14 protein-coding genes are annotated in these 21,409 nt (G+C 45.0%); 4 read left to right on the top strand and 10 right to left on the bottom strand.

Translation table 11 applies throughout. The annotated features are described in order from the left end of the window. Positions 1-74: 74 nt before the first annotated feature. Both GQR89_RS20520 and yjgA read right to left on the bottom strand, forming a co-directional pair. On the bottom strand, positions 75-2,501 hold the full coding sequence (locus GQR89_RS20520) for an Ig-like domain-containing protein (protein WP_158771945.1): 2,427 nt from the start codon (positions 2,499-2,501) through the stop codon (positions 75-77). 6 nt (positions 2,502-2,507) lie between these two features. Then, positions 2,508-3,035 carry a ribosome biogenesis factor YjgA gene (gene yjgA / locus GQR89_RS20515; RefSeq protein ID WP_158771944.1) on the bottom strand — a complete coding sequence of 176 codons (528 nt, stop codon included), beginning with the start codon at positions 3,033-3,035 and terminating at the stop codon, positions 2,508-2,510. Between the two features lie 101 nt (positions 3,036-3,136). Here yjgA and pmbA point away from each other — a divergent pair, with 101 nt between their 5' ends. Then, positions 3,137-4,462: a metalloprotease PmbA gene (gene pmbA, locus GQR89_RS20510; RefSeq protein ID WP_158771943.1), complete on the top strand. Its 1,326-nt coding sequence runs from the start codon at positions 3,137-3,139 to the stop codon at positions 4,460-4,462. Between the two features lie 161 nt (positions 4,463-4,623). Here the strand turns inward: pmbA and GQR89_RS20505 are convergent, their stop codons facing one another. Further along, positions 4,624-5,736, bottom strand: coding sequence for a hypothetical protein (locus tag GQR89_RS20505; RefSeq protein ID WP_158771942.1), 1,113 nt, complete (start codon positions 5,734-5,736; stop codon positions 4,624-4,626). A 178-nt stretch (positions 5,737-5,914) separates the two neighbouring features. Here GQR89_RS20505 and GQR89_RS20500 point away from each other — a divergent pair, with 178 nt between their 5' ends. Beyond that, positions 5,915-6,517 (top strand): glutathione S-transferase family protein, encoded by a 603-nt coding sequence (locus tag GQR89_RS20500; RefSeq protein ID WP_158771941.1) that lies wholly within the window; start codon positions 5,915-5,917, stop codon positions 6,515-6,517. Positions 6,518-6,519: 2 nt separating this feature from the next. On the opposite strand, the gene GQR89_RS20495 is transcribed toward GQR89_RS20500, so the two are convergent. From GQR89_RS20495 to GQR89_RS20480, 4 genes are all read right to left on the bottom strand, one after another. Beyond that, positions 6,520-6,972, bottom strand: a complete 453-nt coding sequence (locus GQR89_RS20495; RefSeq protein WP_158772345.1) for an NfeD family protein — start codon at positions 6,970-6,972, stop codon at positions 6,520-6,522. Then, a complete protein-coding gene (locus GQR89_RS20490; RefSeq protein WP_158771940.1) occupies positions 6,956-7,912 on the bottom strand; it encodes an SPFH domain-containing protein in 957 nt (318 codons plus the stop codon). Before GQR89_RS20490 ends, GQR89_RS20495 begins: the two co-directional genes overlap by 17 nt. Positions 7,913-8,076: 164 nt before the next feature. Continuing rightward, on the bottom strand, positions 8,077-9,408 hold the full coding sequence (pepQ, locus tag GQR89_RS20485) for a Xaa-Pro dipeptidase (RefSeq protein ID WP_158771939.1): 1,332 nt from the start codon (positions 9,406-9,408) through the stop codon (positions 8,077-8,079). A gap of 66 nt (positions 9,409-9,474) precedes the next feature. Further along, positions 9,475-11,388 carry a lytic transglycosylase domain-containing protein gene (locus GQR89_RS20480; protein ID WP_158772344.1) on the bottom strand — a complete coding sequence of 638 codons (1,914 nt, stop codon included), beginning with the start codon at positions 11,386-11,388 and terminating at the stop codon, positions 9,475-9,477. A 280-nt stretch (positions 11,389-11,668) separates the two neighbouring features. Between GQR89_RS20480 and fadB the strand changes: the two genes are divergently transcribed. Next, a complete protein-coding gene (fadB, locus tag GQR89_RS20475) occupies positions 11,669-13,828 on the top strand; it encodes a fatty acid oxidation complex subunit alpha FadB (protein WP_158771938.1) in 2,160 nt (719 codons plus the stop codon). 21 nt (positions 13,829-13,849) lie between these two features. Beyond that, entirely contained in the window at positions 13,850-15,010 is a 1,161-nt protein-coding gene (gene fadA, locus GQR89_RS20470; RefSeq protein ID WP_158771937.1) for an acetyl-CoA C-acyltransferase FadA, read from the top strand. Positions 15,011-15,273: 263 nt separating this feature from the next. Here the strand turns inward: fadA and GQR89_RS20465 are convergent, their stop codons facing one another. The 3 genes from GQR89_RS20465 to GQR89_RS20455 form a co-directional block, all read right to left on the bottom strand. Next, positions 15,274-17,367: a TonB-dependent siderophore receptor gene (locus GQR89_RS20465; RefSeq protein WP_158771936.1), complete on the bottom strand. Its 2,094-nt coding sequence runs from the start codon at positions 17,365-17,367 to the stop codon at positions 15,274-15,276. Positions 17,368-17,960: 593 nt separating this feature from the next. After that, positions 17,961-18,401, bottom strand: coding sequence for a universal stress protein (locus GQR89_RS20460; RefSeq protein ID WP_158771935.1), 441 nt, complete (start codon positions 18,399-18,401; stop codon positions 17,961-17,963). 478 nt (positions 18,402-18,879) lie between these two features. Then, positions 18,880-21,270, bottom strand: coding sequence for an Ig-like domain-containing protein (locus tag GQR89_RS20455; protein WP_158771934.1), 2,391 nt, complete (start codon positions 21,268-21,270; stop codon positions 18,880-18,882). Positions 21,271-21,409 lie beyond the last annotated feature (139 nt).

Raw genomic sequence — 21,409 nt, 5'->3', positions numbered from 1 at the left:
TCAAAGCACAATAAAAAAAGGCGCAAACTTCGCGCCTTTTTTGTCCCTATCTATAACCCACTCATTCAATCTGACTAATTCAGTGTCACTATCATACTGGCAGTGGATGTTACGCCGCTTGGTGATGTAATTAAGGCTGTCACTGTGGCTTGCGTCGTTTCGGATACATCATTTACAAGATTAAAGGTCGCCTGAGAGGCAGAATTTCGGTTGGTGCTAGGCATCGTAAAATTGGTTTGACCGGTTAACTGACCTGTGCTGCTGCTTATGAAAATCGTTGAACCGCTAGCGATAGGTTGACCAGCGGTATCGGAAAACACTAAGGTAAAGCTCTCGATGCTGTCTCGGGCGATCGCAGTGACGCCACTGGCATTTTGATAATTACTGGCCACGATAGAATTGCTGTCATCCTCAATATCAATTTGGGCCGCTGAACTTGAGGTCACCAAGACCAATGCACGGCGTACGTGCATAGTGTCAGCACCACAATAACTGCCAATACATTGGGGGCCGTTGAATAGGTTATCTGGCCCATCAAAACTGCCATTATTATTGTAATCTAGGAATATCTCGCCGCTGTCTCGAGTGCCATCTTCGTTGTCGTCGCGCCATGCTTCGCTAATATCTACAAATCCCGTCTGCCCGTATAAACTTGTAGTAAGCCCATTGTCGGTACCATCGTTGAAGCCGAGCCCATCATCGTCATCGTACATATTATTGCCATTACTATCGAACAGCGTCTCATGACCAATCGCTGTGGCTAATATAGTGACGCGGTGTTCAGGGACTGTGGGATTAGCGCTAAACCAATTGACAGAGCATGTGCCTGAAACCGTATTGCAATTTGAATCAATTGAGCCACCCTCAGCCGTAAATGAAACCGTTGTTCCATCAGGCACTGGATTATTGAACGTGTCGGCCATACGAACCGTTATGGAGACTTCTTGCTCATTAATATTATATGCCTCAGGGTTGAGATCATCAGCAGAGAGCGTAATGCTATTTTGGTCTGGTAAACCTGTATTAACTGACAGCAGGTCAGATTGAGTAGACATGATTTCACCAGAACTCGTTTCGACTTCGGCTGTAACACGAACGGATGTAGGTACCGTACCTGCAATTACACGGGTGCTAACTTGACCTTGTGAATTACTTAACCCTGTTTCTGACGATAAAGCCAAGCCGCCAGTTTCTGTGTTGAGACTAAAGGTAACAAGCTGTTGTGAAAGAGGATTGCCTAATTCACCATTAACTTCAAAAATTAGCGTCGACACGGATTCGGAATCTTGTCCCCCTGTACCTCGTAACACTATCTCGGTTGGGTCCGCTGAAATAAAAGAAAGCGAACCGATGGACTCTGCCTGAATCGTGATAATTTGTGAAACACTTAAGGTCGAGTTATTGACTACGACTGAAGCGATAATTGTATCACTGGTGCCTGAACTGCCTGCGCAGCTTAGATCTTCATAAGTACTATTGGCTATACCATTCACGGTATTAACTTGGGTGTCGATAGTCGCTGCATCATTTTCTACGCAGTCTGAACTAAACGTTACGGGAGTTTGGTTGAGTATAGGTAAATCATTTTCATCCACTAAAGTAAGTGAAACGCCCATAGTGCCACCTGCGCTTAACACTATATCCCCGTCATCATCACGCAAGGTAACACCCAATTGATTCTCAACGAAAACGCTGTCGTCATCGAAATACCCCAAACGCACAATGTCCTGCGTAATGGTGCCTGACGCCTGTACTTCGTAATTGTATGTGGCGTCTAAACTTACATTATTGACTTCAGCCGAGATGGTTGCCACACCTGCACCAATATCGCTATCTGTTGCCGACAAGGTAACTTGGGCGTTGCCGTCGCTGTCGGTTAGGGCGGTAGAAGTATTCAAAGTGCCAAGCTCGGCAGTGAAAGTGACTACGATATTTTCTATCGGAGCGTCTTCTTTATCACGGATAGTTGCCTGAACCTGTATTTCGGAATCGGCTTGAAAGCGATTTATGCCTTGGCCATTGCTTAGCATTACCACGCTGATTGAGGTTGCTTGTTCGGTTACAGCATCACCACTCAAATACTCGTAATTTTGTTCGACACTAGCGTCGCTGAAACTCGCGCTTAATACCGCTGCACCTAAATCGGTTTCTTCGTTAGTAATGGTAATTTGTGCAATACCTTGGCTATTCGTTAGCTTGGTGCTAGCTGAAAGCGACCCGAGAGAGCCGCTAAATGTTACTATTTCGCTTTGGACTGGGTTACCGTCTTGCGTCAAAGTAGCTTGTACACAGACCACTTCGCCTGAGGTAAAGCTTTGAGTTGATGTAGCGCATTGTTCATCAAAGATTGATAGCGTTAACGCATAGCTTAACGTTTCAGTATCTGAATCACTGTCAGAGTCAAATGGATCATCGCCATTTTCACCTGACACCCCACCACCACAACTGGTTAATGTAAAAAGCACTAACCACACTATGTACACCGGTAACCTAAAACTCATATTTATTTATCCATCTATTGAATACTGCAGATACTTAAATAACTCGCGAGCCGCCTTGGGCGGTTTATTATCCGCTTGTTGTTTTACCGCTTGGCGAACCAACTGGCGCAACTTCTGACGTTCCAGAGCAGGATGCTCTTCTAGTACATCTTCGATTGCGCTATCACCTTGAGCAATTAAGTTATCGCGCAAAACTTCCAATTTGTGAAATTTTTGGTTACTTTTTTGATGAGAAGCTTGAATTTGCAGCAAAGCTTGCTCAATTGGCGTCACATCTCTGTGGCGCATTAGCTTACCGATCAACTGCAATTGTCGACGGTAACCCTCTTTTTTACGCAAAATACGCTGAGCTAACAGCACAGCGTCGAGTAATTCCTGATCCATTGGAATTTTCGCTAAAGCTGCTGGGCTTAAATCCACAAGGGATACGCCCAATTTTTGCAAGTCGTTTGATTGATTCTTGAGCTGAGTCTTGCTCAATTGCGTGTCGTCTTGTTCTACTTCGAATTCGTTTTTATCTGGAGATACGGCCATAACAATGTCTTTAGTGGTACACTAGAAAAATATTGTAACCTTGTATGGGCGATTAATATAGTTCGCCGCTCAAGGTAATCTCGTTTGATAGTGAAGGGTGTATGCAGCAGCAATTAACGGATATCCAACAAATAGTCGAAGATGTACTAAAACTTGCCAAAGAAAAAGGCGCCACACAAGCTGAAGCAAGCATGTCGAAAGTGCGTGGTATCGCCGTTTCATCACGTTTGAAGGAAGTAGAAACCGTCGAATTTACCAATGACGGTGGTTTAGGCATAACGGTTTATAAAGGGCAACGCAAAGGTAGTGCATCTACTGCAGATTTAAGTCCTGGGGCGCTGCGGTTAACAGTCGAAAAAGCAATTGAGATTGCTAAATACACTGGCGAAGACCCATGTTCCGGTTTGGCCGACAAAGACCTAATGGCTTTTGAACCGCAAGATCTCGATTTATATCACCCTATTGAACTTGATACTGACTTTGCCATTGAGCAAGTTATTAAAGCTGAAACCGCAGCGCTTGCTTTTGACCCCCGTATTACTAATTCTGATGGCGCGTCATACAATGCCAACTTAGGCACTAAGGTATACGGTAATAGCCATGGCTTGAACGTGGGCTATAACAGCAGTCGATATAGCATGAGTTGTGTGGTTATTGGTGAACAAGACGGTGATATGCAACGTGATTACAGCTACACCGTTGAGCGTCAGGCTAATTTAATGGCCAGCCCAGAACAAGTGGGCAAAGAATCAGCTGAATTTACCCTTGGTCGTTTAGGCGCTCGTCAAATTAAAACCGCTAAAATGCCGGTATTGTTTGATAAAGAAATCGCCTCGGGTCTTATTGGTCACTTTATCAGTGCAATAAGCGGTGGCAACTTATTCCGCAAGTCGTCGTTTTTGCTGGATAAATTAGGTGAGCAAGTATTACCTAGCTGGTTTGCTATTAGTGAACGACCCTATATTATGCGCGGCTTAGCCAGTTCGTCATTTGATCACGAAGGCGTGCGCACTAAAGATGCCGAAATCGTTACCGATGGCGTATTAAATCAATACCTATTGACCAGCTATTCAGCACGTAAAATGAATATGCAGACCACTGGTCATGCAGGTGGCATCCATAACTGGCTGATTAAATCTTCAGGACAAAGTGATAAACAAATGCTGGCAGAATTAGGCACTGGTTTATTGGTGACCGAATTGATGGGGCAGGGCGTAAATGTAGTGACCGGCGATTATAGCCGTGGCGCGGCTGGCTTCTGGGTTGAAAATGGCATTATTCAGTATCCAGTACATGAAATCACTATTGCGGGCAACTTAGCCGATATGTTGAAAAATATCGTGGCGGTCGGCGCAGAAATTGAACGTCGTGGCAGTATTCAAACCGGTTCTATTTTGATTGATAATATGCAAGTTGCTGGCGACTAAAGCGTAATGTTGGGCCCGTGTTCACGGGCCTATCCAATGATACTTTTTTTGATTTTTGTGAACGTTTCATTCACTGCTTCGCGCTAATACTCCCCATTACCCATTACCCATTACCTATTCCCTATAGCCCAAACTTGCCGGTTTCACGTGACGGGTTAAGCCTAAGCAATCAAATCATGTATTTCATTCAATGATGGCAGGGGTTGTTTCTCTTGATAAAATAAACGATTTAGTCTGCCCAGTAAGTTCACGCTGCGAGTAGGATCATGTTCTTTCATGCGGTGTTCGCTGGTGGTTTCTAAAAACTCCCATGGCTTTAAATTCCATGCGGCTATTTGCTTAGGCGTTGATCCCACTGCGGCAACAGTACTCAAAATACGCTCAGTTTTACTTTCGTTGGTGGATATTAAATCGTTTTGATAGGTGTTTTCTAATGGCGCTGCAATAGCAGCAATGGTGCTGTCGATGGCTTGCCAAATTTGGTCATGCTCAAAGGCCTGTCCTACAGGGGCATAGTAGCCCATCACTTCCCATTCTAATTCAGCATTGCCTTTGGCAATTGAGCTGCCTATCTCCGCTGAATAGGCTAAATCAGGACGCGCGCCAATGTTATAAGCATCAACGGATAAGCCCACGCACACAGCGATATCACCAAAGCGACTTGGATCATAATAAATCGCTTCAAACGCTGCGCGTTTTACCCCCATCCAGCCATGCACAACGGGTTCTTCTAAGGCGAACTGGCGTACTTCATCTGGTAGGTCTTCACCGTATTTATCGATAAATAAATGTGATGGGTCTTGGGCTAAGTGAGCGTCTTGTATCCACACTTCATACTCTTGACGATTATCCGCCTTGCCTCGGCTTTTAATACCGTACGACAAGTTAATAGGACGGCAGATATTACGGTTTTCACCATCTTTGTGAAAAAACTCTGAGCGGAAACGTTTGATAAAAGGCGCATCGCTACCCGCGATGGCGGCTGTTGGGTAACGGAAGCCAATTTCGCTGTTCGGAATGATGTGGAAGCCAGCGATGCTTTTGGCTAATTGGTTTTTAACCCCACGAAGCACAGTTACGTTAGGTACCACTATGCTGCGCTCTGGCTCGATGGTCAGGCGTCGACCGTCCGGGGTGATAAATTTAGGGGTCTTGTGAAATTCATGATTACTTAAACCCAACTGTTCAACGTATTCGCTGCGTAATAAAGCTAATTCAGAGAACAAGGCATCGTGATTTCTAATATGTTTGAACAAGGGGCGATGGTCAGCCATAGGTGCATTCTTCTCTATTGTGGGTTATTTTCGCATTTCACTGCCGAGTATTTTTGATTATTGCTGATTATTTATATGGATTTATCGGCAAAATTACAAGCGAGGATTGTTATTTCACTACAACGTCTGCCCGTACCTATAAATCGTAACAACAACCATAAGATAAGGTAAATATTGCATGAAAATTTATGCTGATGAACAATCGGGTAATTGCTACAAAGTAAAATTGGTCTGCGCCTTATTGGGTATCGAGCATCAATGGGTGCATGTCGATATTCTCGCTGGTGATACAGCAGCTAATTCTTTTCTGGCTAAAAACCCAAACGGCAAAATACCGTTGCTGGCACTTGATGATGGGCGGCATATTTGGGAGTCAAACGCGATTACCAATTACTTGGCCAGTGGCAGTGATTTATTGCCCACGGATGCGTTTACTCTGGCTAAAGTGCAGCAATGGCAATTTTTTGAACAATACAGCCACGAGCCATTTATCGCAGTAGCGCGTTTCATTGCTAAGTACTTGGGGTTACCTGAGGACAAAAAAGCCGAATACGCAGCCAAACAAGCTGGTGGGCATAAAGCCTTGTCGGTGATGGAGTCTCAGTTAACCCATAGCGCCTTTTTGGTCGGTGAACAGCTCACTACCGGCGATATTAGTTTGTACGGTTACACTCATGTGGCCCATGAAGGCGGCTTCGATTTGAGCCTTTACCCCGCTGTACAAGCTTGGTTGGCGCGTATCGAAGCGTTACCTCATTATGTGCCTATGGGCTCAGCGTAAGCTTACTTGCAAGGTTTTATGGTAAATTGCCCTACGTCCACAGCAATCACCTCTACCTTGGTGCCACTGGCGATGGGATCTTCACTGACTAAACGCCAATTTATACCTGAATAACGATGCACACCGGGTTTCTCCGCGCTGATCTCTGTGGCTAATATAAACGTAAGGCCGATTAGGTCATTGCTGGCTTTTTTAGGATCCACATCTTTTTGCATATTTTTAAGCGGTTTCCATAAAAACACAGCCAGTAATGCGGTAAAAAGAGACACGTATAATGTCGCGTTTAAATTTGTGTCTTCCACCACACCCATTTGCATCAGCAAACCAGTAATAACGGCCGCTCCTCCCACAAAAAACAGCACGAAAGTGGAAAACCCCAAGACCGCTATTTCAATGACCAGTAATATTAAGCCAACGCTTATTAGACCAATACCGAGATTATCGCTTAACCACATCATGTTTTGCTCGATTTAGTGAGTTAATAATGGTGGTCGCTTGCGCGACTACGCCTGCGATATCGGTTCCGCTATCAGGCAGCAATACCACGGATGACTCTTTTGCGATGGCATGTTTTGCTTCAATCGCCTTGGTCGCTAAGTCGAGTTGTATGGCCTTTTGACCTTCTTCGGTGGCTGCGGCTTCGCCGACCTGACGCAATGCCTCAGCTTGTGCGGTCGCAACCGCCACAATGGCTTTTGCTTCACCTTCAGCGCGTAACACGGCTTCAGATTTATCCGCTTCGGCGGCGAGGACAACAGACGCTTTTTCACCTTCAGCGCGGTTAATGGCTGCTTGTCTGTCGCCTTCAGATTCTAAAATTTGTGCACGTTTCACTCGCTCGGCTTTCATTTGCGCTTCCATGGCTTCCATGACCGACGAAGGGGGCACAATATCTTTAATTTCATAACGCAGTACCTGAATACCCCAAGGGCCTGACGCTTCGTTGATAGCGGCAACGATATTGGTGTTGAGCACATCACGCTCTTCAAAGGTTTTATCTAACTCCATCTTACCTAACTCTGAACGCATGGTCGTTTGGGCTAGCTGGGTGACGGCAAATACATAATCGTCGATACCGTATGTGGCTTTATACGGGTCAAGCACCCGAAAATACAATACACCGTCCACGGATAATGAAATATTGTCTTTTGTGATCGCGCTTTGCTCGGGCACATCAACGGCTTTTTCTTTTAATGAACGGTCAGCAGAAACGCGGTCAATAAAGGGGATAATAAAGTTTAAGCCAGCTTCTTTGGTAGACTGATATTTACCAAAACGTTCAATCACATAAGCGCGGTTTTGGGGTACAAATTTGATAGATGATTTAAGTAATACGATCACAAACACTAAAAGCAATGTTTGTACCGAGAGTAAATAACTGAGTAAAACGTCCATATATATCTTCCTTATTGAGTGGCCAAAGAGCCGTACTACTATTGTAAGTTGGACTAACAAGATTAACGTGTATCGCTAACCTCGTTAGACTTCAAATATTCAATCTTGAGCTAATGCATTGTAAGTTTAAGGCGTTATCTAACGCGCAGATTGTTTCAGTTCAATTAGTGTAAACCCAAGTCACGAGTCATATTCTCGTTTTTGTCTCTGTGCACAATAATGTTGTCTTCGATACGAATACCACCGTAAGGCCTAAAGCTATCAACCACATCCCAATTGATAAACTTAGATTTTTCAGAGCCTTTCAAATCAGCCAATAAACTATCGATAAAGTATAAACCAGGTTCAATGGTGAAAACCTGACGAGGCTCAATGATACGCGTTGTACGTAAAAATGGGTGTTCAGCAGGTGGTGGATTTGGCGTACCGCGATCATCGGCCACGTAGCCGGCCACGTCATGAACCTGTAAACCCAAAAAGTGACCAATTCCATGTGGGAAAAACGTACTCACAATCTGTTCAGCTAGGATGTCTTGGGCAGCCAAATTAACGATATTAAATTGATTCAACAACTGAGCAATCAGCGTATGAGCGGCAATATGCACGTCAGTGTATGGCACGCCCGGTTTTAGCATATCTACTAGGGTCAATGTGACTTGATCCATACCCTTGATGAGCTCGGCGAAGTGATCATTTTTAGGACTGTTTGCGATGCAGTGTGTGCGGGTAATATCCGCGGCATAACCGTTATAGCTAGCGCCTGCGTCAATTAAGAACGAACGAAACTCGCTAGGTGCAGCAATGTCTTGATCCATATAATGCAAAATAGCGCTGTTTTCATTTAGCGCCACAATATTGTTGTATGGCACTTGGTTATCACTTTGGCGCACAGCCGCTAAATAGGCTTGATTAATATCGAATTCACTTTTGCCTGCTCTAAAAGCAGCCGCGGCAGCGTTGTGGCCAGCGACCGCTAATTTGTTTGCTTGGCGCATACAGACTAGCTCGTAGTCTGTTTTATAAGCGCGCTGATAGTGCAGGTAATTCAGTACGCGGTCAGGGTTTACCAAATCGAAACCGAGTGCTTTGGCGACTTCGATATACTCGCCAATATAGGCAAAGCGACTTCTGTCGTAGGGTAAATGTTTTTCAACCGCATCGGCTTGGGTCAACAAGACAACATCGAATTGCTCAACCCAAAAGTCATTGGGTTCAGGCGGCACTTTATGCCAAAAATCTTTTGGACGATAAAAAATTAGCTTAGGCTTATCTAAACCATTCACAATTAACCAGCAATTTGGATTGTCGATGACGGGCAACCACGCTTTAAATTGAGGATTGCATTTGAACGGATAATTATTGTCATCTAAGAACATGCGTTTAGCTTGCCCAGAATGAATAATTAGGCCGTCAATGCCCTCGCGAGACAAGGCCTCTTTTGTTCTGGCTTGTAATTCTTCGATATGTTGCGGATAAAGTTGAGCTAGCTGTTGCATGTTTTACGTCCACGAGTTGATCATCCCTTTACGGTATCACAACCCGCGATTATCGCGCTAGCTACCTCATTGATGTATAGGGGCAATTTGCATATCGACTAACTCTTTAAACACATGGCTAGGCTGGCCTAAACGCTGGGCATATATCTGTTTATATGCCATGACCGCTTTTACATAATTTCGGGTTTCTTTGTAAGGAATCGTTTCCACCCATATGTCCATAGGTACGGTATCTTGCGCGGGTAGCCAATCCAATACTTTGCGCCAGCCCGCATTGTATGACGCCGTAGCGAGTACCGGATTGTTATCCATTTTGTCCATCAGGTAGCGCATGTATTGTGTGCCAAATTCGACGTTTTGTTTTGGGTCAAACAAGGTGCTGCGACCGACTTTCTTTTTGGCTAAATAATTTGCTGTGCCGGGCATCAGTTGCATTAGGCCCCGGGCGCCAGCATGTGAATTGGCATCCGCCATAAAGGAGCTTTCACGGCGCACAATAGCAAACGCCCACGCAGGATCTATTTGGTATTTTTCGGCGCTATTGATCAATGTTTTATCGTATGCGATGGGAAAACGGCGTTCTAAATCATCTAAATAGCCCACTCGCGCAAAGGTGAATATAGCTTGGTCGTGCCACTGCCAACTATCGGCCAGCACAGCGGCCATTAGGCTTTGTTGTTCTGTTAGCTTTAACTGTAAGTCATACCATTCACGCCTAGCGCTAAGGTCACGCTCTAATTGTAAAAACTCATAAGCCCGCCTAGCTTGGGGCATATTTGCCACTTCAAGAAGTTGCACAGCGCTAAAACTCAGAGTTTTGTCGTGTAGCGTAGGTTTTTGAGCCAATTTACCGCTAGCCATAAACCCATAATAGTGTCGTTGATCCGCCAGTTTACTAAAGGTTTGTTGGGCTAAATCCACCGCTTTTAGTTGTTCATATGTGCGACCCAACCAGTATTGAAACGCCAAGTCTTGAGAAATTCCTTGTGGCGCAGCTTCAATCAACTCTAAGGCATGTTGCCAATTGCCTAAACGCAATACGTGAGCCAGATGCCAGCGAAATAACTCAATATCAGATGAATCAGCACTGGCTTTATCTAACCATAAATCTGCCTGAGGATGGTCGGCTACAGCCAACGCGATAGCGAAGCGTTCGGTCATCGACTGGCGCTGAGGTAGACTAAAGGCAAAGCGCTTTTCTAACGCAAACCAACTTTTTAAGGCTAACTCAGGCTCGCTAAAAGCCAAGCGTCGTAAACCGTAAATTAATATCTGGGTTTCTTTGTCTACCTGTTTATGGGGGAATTTCGAGCCCCGGCTTACATAGCTTGGATCTTTGCGCACAGCTAGCCATAAATCGGCTAAGTAACGCTGATCCTCAGGCAGCAACCTTTTCAAATAAGGCACTAATGTCTGCTTACCGTTGGTGGCGGCCAGTACTAGGCGTTGCCAAACCATTTCTTTGGTTAAAAGATTCTCTTTTTGCCAGATTCGAAAAACCTGATCACAAGCTTTGGGCTGAGACTGACCCACCACCCATAATCTGGGTACTTCGGTTAGGGCAACTTCGCGCTGAGTTGGGTCCGATAGGCTAAATTCAATTTTTCGACAGGCTAACTCGGCGCTACCGGTATTTTTGTATGCGGCCAAAAACTCGCCTTTGCGCTGGCTTTTAGCCAAATACTGTAACCACGCCTTACGTAAAGATCTGTCTAGTGGGGTATTTTCATAGCGCGCTAAAAAAGCCTCAATTTCTGATTCATTTTTTCTATTGATGTTATGCATCAGTGCTTTCAACTGGACATAAGGTAGCAAAGGATAGTCTACTAATTGTGCGACCAACGCTTGATACTCAGCGCTTTGAGGATTGTTAGCCTGAGATTCTGCTTCAACGAAAATTTTGCGCTGGTTTGTCAGTTTTTGTTCTGTTGGGGAAAGTACAGTTGTTGCTTGAGATGAAAAACACACTAGCAGTAGCAACAGAAAATGGTTGATACGCAGAATAGCCCTGCCTCGTTTATTGGTTAAATTACTACCATAAGATATCTGCATTGATGGCATAGGGACAACCTAAGTTTCAACATATTTAACTGGCATGACCAGTTGAAATGTGGCAAGTTACCCCAATTTTATAATTGTTATAAATTAGTTGATGTTTTGATATGAAGATATTAATTAAAAGTTGTTCGGGAATTAATCGTAATTTGAACGTTTATCCAGTTGATACCCTCAATCCTGGCCATAGCCAAAGGAGAAAATAATGATATATGAAGGCAAATGCCTCAACGTAACACTGTTGCCAAACGGCATTGCAGAGTTAGTATTCGATGCCCAAGGTTCGGTAAATAAATTCGACCGCCAAACTGTTAACGAGCTAGACGAAGCCACTCAAGCCCTTAACAGTCAGTCAGACGTGAAGGGTGTTTTGGTTCGCTCGAATAAGTCGACCTTTATCGTAGGTGCTGATATTACCGAATTCACTAGCTTGTTCGACATGCCCGAAGAAGAAGTGCTGACTTGGGTAGCGAAAACGTCTCAAGTGTTCGATCGATTCGAAGACTTACCTTTCCCGACAATTTCGGCTATCAATGGTTTTGCCTTAGGCGGCGGTTGTGAAATGACGCTAGCCTGTGACTTGCGCGTAGCAGACACCACAGCAGCCATCGGCTTACCTGAAGTGAAACTCGGTTTAATGCCCGGTTTCGGTGGCACAGTACGCTTACCTCGCCTAATCGGTGCTGATAACGCCCTAGAGTGGATGACCACAGGCCGTGACCGTAAAGCCGCTAAAGCATTAGCGGAAGGCGCAGTTGATGCAGTCGTTGCACCCGAAAAATTACGTGATGCAGCGCTTAGTATGTTGCAAGACGCGATTGACGGTAAGTTTGGCTGGGAAGCACGTCGCGCCCAGAAAAAGGCCCCGCTCAAACTAAATAAAAATGAATCCATGATGAGCTTCTCAACAGCCAAAGCCATGGTATTCGCCCAAGCGGGTAAGCACTACCCAGCACCGCACGCCATGGTAGATACCGTTGCTAACGCAGCCCGTTTAGACCGCGATGGCGCATTAAAGCTTGAAAACCAAGGTTTTACCAAATTAGCGAAAAGTGATGCAGCGAAAGCCCAAGTGGGTATCTTCCTTGCTGACCAACTGGTGAAAAGCAAAGGTAAGAAGCAGGCTAAAGCGTCTACTAAAGACGTTAAGTCAACTGCGGTATTAGGCGCAGGCATCATGGGTGGCGGTATTGCCTATCAGTCAGCCGTGAAAGGCACGCCGGTTATCATGAAAGACATCAACCAAGGTGCATTAGACCTTGGCTTGAATGAAGCAGCGAAGATTTTAGGCAAGGGCATGGCGCGCGGTAAGGTCACCCCAGCGTTAATGGCCAGCACCTTAAACAGCATAGTGCCTACCCTTGAATACTCAGCCATTAAAGATGTTGATTTGGTTATCGAAGCGGTCGTTGAAAACCCGAAAGTTAAAGGCATCGTGCTTAAAGAAACTGAGCAACATGTGTCTGATGACGCGGTGATTTGCTCAAACACATCCACTATCTCAATCAACCAGTTGGCAAAAAGCTTAGAAAAGCCAGAGCGCTTCTGCGGCATGCATTTCTTTAACCCCGTGCACAAAATGCCTTTGGTTGAAATTATTCGCGGCGAGAAAACCACAGATGCGACTATCGCAACTGTTGTAGCCGCCACCTTGAAGATGGGTAAAACCCCGATTGTAGTGAATGATTGCCCTGGTTTCTTGGTAAACCGTGTGTTGTTCCCTTACTTCGCGGGCTTTAGCAAGCTAGTTATGGACGGCGCAGATTTTGTTGCAGTCGATAAAGTCATGGAGAAAATCTTCGGTTGGCCTATGGGTCCAGCGTACCTACTTGACGTAGTGGGCATGGACACCGCAGATCACGCCTCAAGCGTAATGGCTGACGGTATTCCTGAGCGTATGCAAAAAATCGATAACGATCCGGTGACGTTGTTGTACAAATCTGAGCGTTTAGGTCAGAAGAACGGAAAAGGTTTCTACAACTTCAGCCTAGACAAACGTGGTCGTCCTGCGAAAGTCGCTGCTGACGAAGCATACGCCTTGTTTGCACCACATTGTGCTGATAAGCGCGACTTCGATGCCGATGAAATCATTGCACGCGTGATGATCCCAATGGCTAACGAAGCGATTCGTTGTTTAGAAGAAGGCATAGTGGGCAGTGCAGCAGAAGCTGATATGGCCTTATTGTACGGCTTGGGCTTCCCTCCATTTAGAGGCGGCGTGTTCCGTTACATCGAAACCATGGGCTTGGCTAACTTTGTAGCCCTTGCCGACAAATACGCGGATTTAGGTCCGATTTATCAGATTTCTGATGGGGTGCGTGAAATGGCCGCCTCAGGTAAATCTTATTTTTCTCAATCAGCCTAAATTGCACCAGAGGACAAGAAAATGAAAGAAGTTGTAGTAGTCGATTGTATTCGTACCCCAATGGGGCGCTCCAAAGGCGGTATTTTCCGCAACGTACGAGCTGAAACCTTATCAGCTCACCTAATGAGCAAATTGATTGAACGTAACCCAAATCTTGATCCAAACGAGATTGAAGACATTATTTGGGGTTGTGTACAACAAACCAAAGAGCAAGGCTTTAACATCGCCCGCAATGCTCAGTTACTGACTGATATTCCACGCAGTGTGGCAGCCGTAACGGTTAACCGTTTATGTGGTTCATCTATGCAAGCCTTGCATGATGCAACAAGTGGCATCATGAGTGGCCGCGGTGACGTGTACATGATTGGTGGTGTTGAACACATGGGCCATGTACCCATGGACTTTAATATCGATTTTCACCCAGGCATTGCTAAAACGACCGCTCGCGCGTCAGGCAGCATGGGGATGACCGCTGAATTATTAGGTCGTCAAAACGGTATTACCCGTGAAATGCAAGATGCATTCGGTGCGCGCTCACATCAAAGAGCCCACGCCGCAACTGTTGAAGGTCGCTGGAATGAAATCGTCGCCACCGAAGGGCACGACGCTGATGGCGTGTTAAAGCTGATTGATGCCGATGAAACTATTCGTCCAGACTCAACAGCGCAAAGTATGGCTGCTTTACGTCCGGTGTTTGATCCTGTTAACGGCACAGTGACTGCGGGTACATCGTCAGCGTTATCAGATGGCGCATCAGCCATGCTGATTATGTCTGCTGATAAAGCCAAAGCGCTTGGCTTAACTCCACGTGCGAAAATTCGCGCGATGGCAGTTTCTGGTTGTGATGCCGCTATCATGGGCTTTGGCCCAGTACCGGCTACCCAAAAAGCCCTTAAGCGTGCAGGCATGACCATGGCCGATATCGAACTAGCTGAGTTTAACGAAGCATTCGCGGCACAGGCATTGTCTTGTATAAAACATCTGGGTTGGTTAGATTCTTACGAAGATAAAGTGAATCTTAACGGCGGGGCGATTGCGCTTGGTCACCCACTAGGGTGTTCTGGCTCACGTATATCAACTACCTTAATCAACCTAATGGAAGCGAACGATAAATCTATCGGTTTAGCGACCATGTGTATTGGTTTAGGCCAAGGGATTGCAACTGTGTTTGAGCGTGTGTAACGGTCTTTTTAACTCAGCATAAAGAAGGGCGCCAGATAGGCGCCCTTTTTTTATGACTTCGCCCACAAAGCATGCGCTGCGGGTACTAGCATGTATGCTGCTAAGCGCAGCGTAGGTTTCAAATGTACGCAGTACATGCTCTGTGGCCGCAGGCTATAAATAGGCAACGCGCATAGGTGCACGAAATACACGCTAACGCTGGGCATTTAAAGGCAAGGGGTAAATCGAGTTAGTCTGCGAACTCGCTTTAAAACACCAATTCACTAGTTTCCGAACTTCACCCTAACACCGGCATTGGCGATGAAGCCGTCGTTTCGTGACCAGATATCCGTGGTCCACTGGCCGCTTGCGGCTCTTGAAGGCAGTAATAGCGGATGTTCGTCGGTTTGTTTTACATCTAGTAGGTTTTCTAGGTTTAAAAACCAGCTGGCTCTGCCGGTAGTAATTTCTCCCATCAAGCCAAGGTGCCAGTACGGGTTCGACTCGTCAATATAGGGGTTGTCGTTCAATCTTTGTGTGCCTGTGTAATAGGCTTCAAAGCCTACTCGAAACTGACCGTGTCGTTCCCACATCGCAACAAAACCGGCTGAGTGTCTGGGCGTGAGAGCGATTGTTCTTCTGTCGTTACCATCCAGTGAAACTTCGGTGGCATCTAAATACAGGTAGCTTGCTGTGAGCTTTATATCACGCCAGTAATAGCGCAGTAGCACTTCAGAGCCGCGGATCTGAGTTTCGCCCTCGGCGTTGACTAACCTGACTCTGTCGAATACTGCTGTGTTGTTCGATGAGAAGGCTTGTAGCTCGGTGACATTGTCAATATTTGAACCAAATGCCGTTATGCTGGCTTCAATATTCTCAAGGGTATAGGTTATATCAAGAGAAGCAGTTTCAGCTTGCTCTTCTTTTAGGTCTTGCAGCGGTTCAAGTCTAGATAACCCAGCGGCTTCAATTTCTTCCACAAAAGGCGTGGGCGCGAAGTAACCTTGCCCATAGGAGCCTCTTATTGTTATATCGCCTGGGCGATAGAGCATCGATACTCTAGGGCTGAATTGGGTGCCGTATTCGCTGTGGTCATCTACGCGAGCGCTTATCGATGTGGTCAGTTGTTCCGTTAGCTCATAGTCTAATTGGGTGAATACCCCGGGCACTTCATAAGAATAATCAAACTGTTCGAAGGTGTCTGAGGTGAATTCTTCTGCTTGATAGGCAATGCCCACTAGCCAGTCACTGGCGCCGCTATAGCCGGCGATGCTGGTTTCTAATAAATAACTTTCATGTTGATCATCCTCGCTAATATCACCATAGGTATGATCGTGTTCTTGCACCATAGCTGACGCTCTGGTGCTAAAAGTAAGGGAATTCAGCACGGGCATATTTAATACCAGACCGCCGTCAATGCGCTGTGAATCTTGCGCTTGTTTGAATGGGTTACCGTCTGCAACGACTTCCCCAGGCATAGTGCCACCTTCGCGCTGCTCGGTCATAAAGCCTGTGGTGACATACAGAGATTCACCGTTCTCACCTTCCCAAAACAATCGAGGGCGAGCGCTGTATCGCTCGTAGCTTGGTAGGTCAATCCAGCCATCATCATCAATGTCTTGTTTTGTTTGACGATGGGCGCCAACCGTTAATGAACCTTTGATATCTTCGCCGAGGGGGCTTTCTACATAAGAGGTTAGGTCTTGCCCATCGCGGGTGGTCATATTAACTAATGCTTCGCCATTAAGCGTATCGCCTGGGGTTCTGGATACGAGGTTAATCACCCCGCCCAATGCTGAGCCGCCATATAACGACGAGGCAGAGCCTTTAATGATCTCAACACGTCCGAGGTCGGTAGGGGGGATTTGCAATAAGCCGATAGACGATGCTTGATTTCCGTAAAGGGGTAAACCGTCTGCCAGTAACTGGGTATAGCGTCCGTACAAGCCTTGCAGTCGAATATTCGCACTGCCTAAAGCTGGCGAAGTGGTTTGCACACGTACACCGCCTGTTTCAGCCACCAGCATCGAAATATTGCCTGGGCGCATGGCGGCTTTTTCTTCAATCTCTTCGCGGTCAATAAGCTCTACGCGTATAGGCTGATCATCGGCGATACGTCCTGAACGTGTGGCCTGAACAACAATTTTCTCGACCTCTTCTGTATGCTCATGTTCATCTTCGTGAGCGTCATCATCATGTACGTCGTCGCGATTGATATTGTCGGTAAACGGTTCTGGCGCTTGATAAGCGACAGTAGTCGATTGGGTATTCGCATCATGTGCTGCGAGTAGCTCATCTGCCTGACTAAGCGGTGTAAAGGTTAAGGGTATACAACTCAGGGTAAAAGCAAATGTGGTAGACAAAGAGTGGCTAGGCATAAATAAATTCTTGAACGTGTGAATTAAACTTTGTGCAAGGCTAAAGGTTCTTGTAGGTGGAAGGTCAAGGTAAAAAGATTGTTTAGTCAGTAAAAGAAAACGTTAGCACAGAGAGTGGGCAGAACAGTCATGTTAATTCACGGCAAGTCTTTATTCTTCGCAACGGGGTCACCAGTCCGATGCTTCTGTGTTGCCTTACCTTACAATATCCATATTGGTCGCCTGTGTGTTTCAGCTAACACTGGCCGTGAAAACGTATTTATTGGTAATTTATACTACGTTATTAACACGTCCGTGATGATCGGCTCCCCATAATGGACTTACAGCCCCGCCTTCCTTGACGAGTCGTTCAACTGGCCGCTAATGGCTAGCGAAGGTGTCCATGTTTTGTGTCAAAATAAAATTGAAAAATAGGACGGAAAAGCTAATTTTTTAGTGATTTGGCGTAATATTAAAACAAGTGGGTAATTCCCCGAGTTCTTAGTTGCGGTTATGGTAAAAATGGCTAATCACGTATGCCAAGAACCAAGACTGATTGGCTTCAGTAAAAGGCCATAAGCAACTCAACTTCCGTATGCGTTGTAGGTCTGATGTTATTCACTTACCACGGTAACCGGTCCGGTGGCATGCCTGATCACCTTTTCGCTGATGCTACCCAAAGTCAGGCTGCGCACCATTGAATGGCCGCGTCTGCCCAAAACCAGGTGAGTGCCCGGATTAGCTTGCAGATATTCAACGATTTCTTTGGCAGGGTCACCTTTGAGCAGTATCTCTAGGGTGGGACTGGCTTTCCCCGTCATGGCCTCTTTTGCGGCATCAAAGACTTTGCGCCCATAATTCTTTTCTTCTTCCACTACATCACTGTGCTGTACGCCATTGATAACCAGCCTTTCTGCTTCTGAGTCGGGAAATACGGATAATAGTTTAAGTGGCTGGCCGGTTGCTTTAGCCAAATCAGCTGCCATTTTTGCCGCCTGTAACGATTGACCTGAACCGTCGCAAGCGACCACAATGCTAGGAGTAACGTTGGTCATGATACCTTCTGTGTTTTATTGAATGTGCTGCCAAAGTAACATCAATTAACAGGGCAACCATGTTAATTCGCATATTTTGCAATCCCATCATTGGGAAGTAAGTGCCTAAGGTGTAGGTTAAAAAGATTCGTTGATGATTGTCATAGCCAATTCTACCCACGCTAGACACAATTTATCTTTAGCCATAGTGAATCTTTTACTTGGCGAGCCCCTTATACGCATATCGTACAAAACCGCCTGATTTCGTGTGTTCATGAAAAATACGATATCACTCAGCGCTACTGACATAGATAAGCCTGTTATGTAGTGTATCTAGATAATTTCGGAAGGAAAACGGGGCTTTATTTTATCGAATAAGCGAAAAACCGATGGAATATATCATTAACTTTTCGGTTTTTAGTCTTAGGACGGTGCCAGGTTTTTGTGTTCTATCGAACATCAACTATTCTGGCACGCCCCAATTATACATTTATGGACTCTATGGTACCTCTATCGTACCAAGTTCCAAGCTCTTGGCCCATGCTTGTTCATATTGACTCAAATCTAGCGGTTCTAATATGACCAAGCGAGGGGGGATTAGTGTGAAAATTTCATCGGTTATACCATCAGAATTAGAGTCATCTAATAAAGCCCAGTATTCGACAACAACAAGGCGACCCGATTCATTGGTTGAAATAATATGCCAAGCTCGCTTATCGACAGTTATTGTTGAAACTCTATCGAATAGTAAAACGTTTTCTGATTCACTCCACGCCCATCCATTAGATATAGTATGAAAGTAGGGTATCAATGTCTGTGAGCCACTCATGTCTTTAGTGAATATCCTACGCATTTGAAAATTACTATCCAGATGAAATCCAAACACAGTTTCCACTTTTAACGTGTTTCCTTGCCATAGATCGGCATCAAACATAGTGTCAAACTTAGCGTAGATCAAGGGTAATGCAGTGACTAAATCTGTTCCCGTAACTTGGGTACTAGACGTTATATTCGATTTAATCATTGGGAGCACTGTAATGTTTTGTAGTTCACTTCCATCATAATATTCGATTGAAGCTAATAGTTCTGTTCCATTATCCATGTGTGGGGTAATGATAAATTTTTTGTCATCTGTCTCTAGCGTGATCGCACCGCTCGAAAACTGCCAAATAAAATCAACTTTGCTTAGAAGCCCTGACGCAGTACCATCTTGATTAAATGTGACGATATCAAATTGAGATCCTTGTGCAGAAGTCGGGTCTGTGGCTTCACCGTTTACCTCAGTAACAAAAGTATAGTCAAGAGATATGGCCCAAGTGCCCACAATATCTTCGGCGGTTTTATCGGTAAATATTGTTTCTGGATTGAACAAAAAACTACGTGTTTCAGAAACTATTTCTGATGCTGTAGCGGTGTAAATATCGTTAATTTTTACAAGATGCTCTATTTTTTTTTCGCTCAAAATCAAAGCTTGGCGGCTACCTTTTGATAAAACTGAAATCTTTTCACTTACGGCGTTAGTCGACACTTCTAATTGGAAAAAATAACCTTGATCGTATAATTCCCGTATTTCTTCCGCTGTTTCAAATCCCCAAATACTGTAAACGTACGCATAATCATAGAAAGGAACTTCGGTTAAACGAGGTTCATCAGCATAAGCAATATTCAGTTGGCCATTTTCAATATTCCAAGAGAAATTTTCTGAGACAGTAAACAAATGATTACTTTCGCTTGGAGGATAATAAAATGTTCCTTGGCCATCTTCAGCAAATTGATACACATCCGCGGATGCGGGCAAATATCCTTCTTTAATATTATTAAATAAGGAAATGACTTCCTTGCCTGCAAGCATTGCAGTGGTAAATGTTTCAACGAGTGTTTGTTGTTTAAGAGATTGTTCAATGGCGATTTGTAAATCAGCAAGGTATTCAGCACTAGGTTGACCATCTTCATCGGTCAATTCCTGTTGACTTAAGTAATTGGCGATGCGCTCAGCGATCGAATTATCATTTGAGTTTTGTAAAACGCTCAAACTGGTTTGATTCTCAGGTACGGTGTAATTTGGGTTATCGACTAGTAGCTTTATAAAACCGGATAAGGTTGTCATTTCTGTTGCTGTGAATTTATCGATATTTTGGCGGAACGCTTCCATATCAGTGGGAGCGTCTCCGTTGTTATTTTCAACCACTAGTAAATAATTAGCGGTGGAAAATTGAGTGATGTTTAGCGCGCGATATTGCTCTGAAGATAATTGGCGGCTGGCATCGGGAAACGTTACGAAATCAGCAAAATTTCCCAAATAACTCACTAGCTCCACAGATTCCTGTTGGTTTTCAGTCGCGCCTTTTGCATTGAGAAGTAGAGGAGCGTTTGCGTCTGAAAAAACCAAGTTTAGGGTGTAATTTCCATCTGCATCGGCGACAGAGAAAAAAGATTGGCCTGCCATATTTATGGTGACTGTAGCATCAGCAATAGGCCCATCTGTCACGACACCGGATAAGGTGTAAGATTGGCTGCTAATTATACTCACTTGAGCTTCTGAGGTGAGTGCACCATCAGATACTTGGTAGCTAAAGTTATCTGAACCAACATAGTATTGCTCAGGTGTGTAAATTATTGAGTTTTGACTGATTGATACTGTTCCATGTTCAGGCTCAACACTGATCGAGCTTATGGTTAAGGGATCATTCTCAGCATCTGAGTCATTGGCGAGTACGTCAATAGTGACGGCTTCGTTATCGAGTGAACTAGCGCTATCGGCTGAGGCGACAGGTGCACTATTTGAAGGAGGTGCAGGTGTGGGGGAATCTGATCCGCTTCCTCCGCAGGCTGTTAAAAAAAATGCTGTAATGAGTGAGCAAATCGCAATCCGTTTTGGTGTTAAGTCCATAATCCTGCTTTCCTTTATTTTTATGTTTTTTATAAAAGGTAGTAATCAACTGATTTATATACATAACTCTTAAAAATAGAGCGTGAAAAAATACCCTGTGGATTGTATAAATCCTAATCGGATAAATCTAGGATAAACT

Source organism: Paraglaciecola sp. L1A13, assembly GCF_009796745.1.
In the GTDB taxonomy this organism is placed as follows: domain Bacteria; phylum Pseudomonadota; class Gammaproteobacteria; order Enterobacterales; family Alteromonadaceae; genus Paraglaciecola.
The sequence above is the reverse complement of the archived record's forward strand: the minus strand, read 5'-3'. Positions and strand labels throughout refer to the sequence as shown.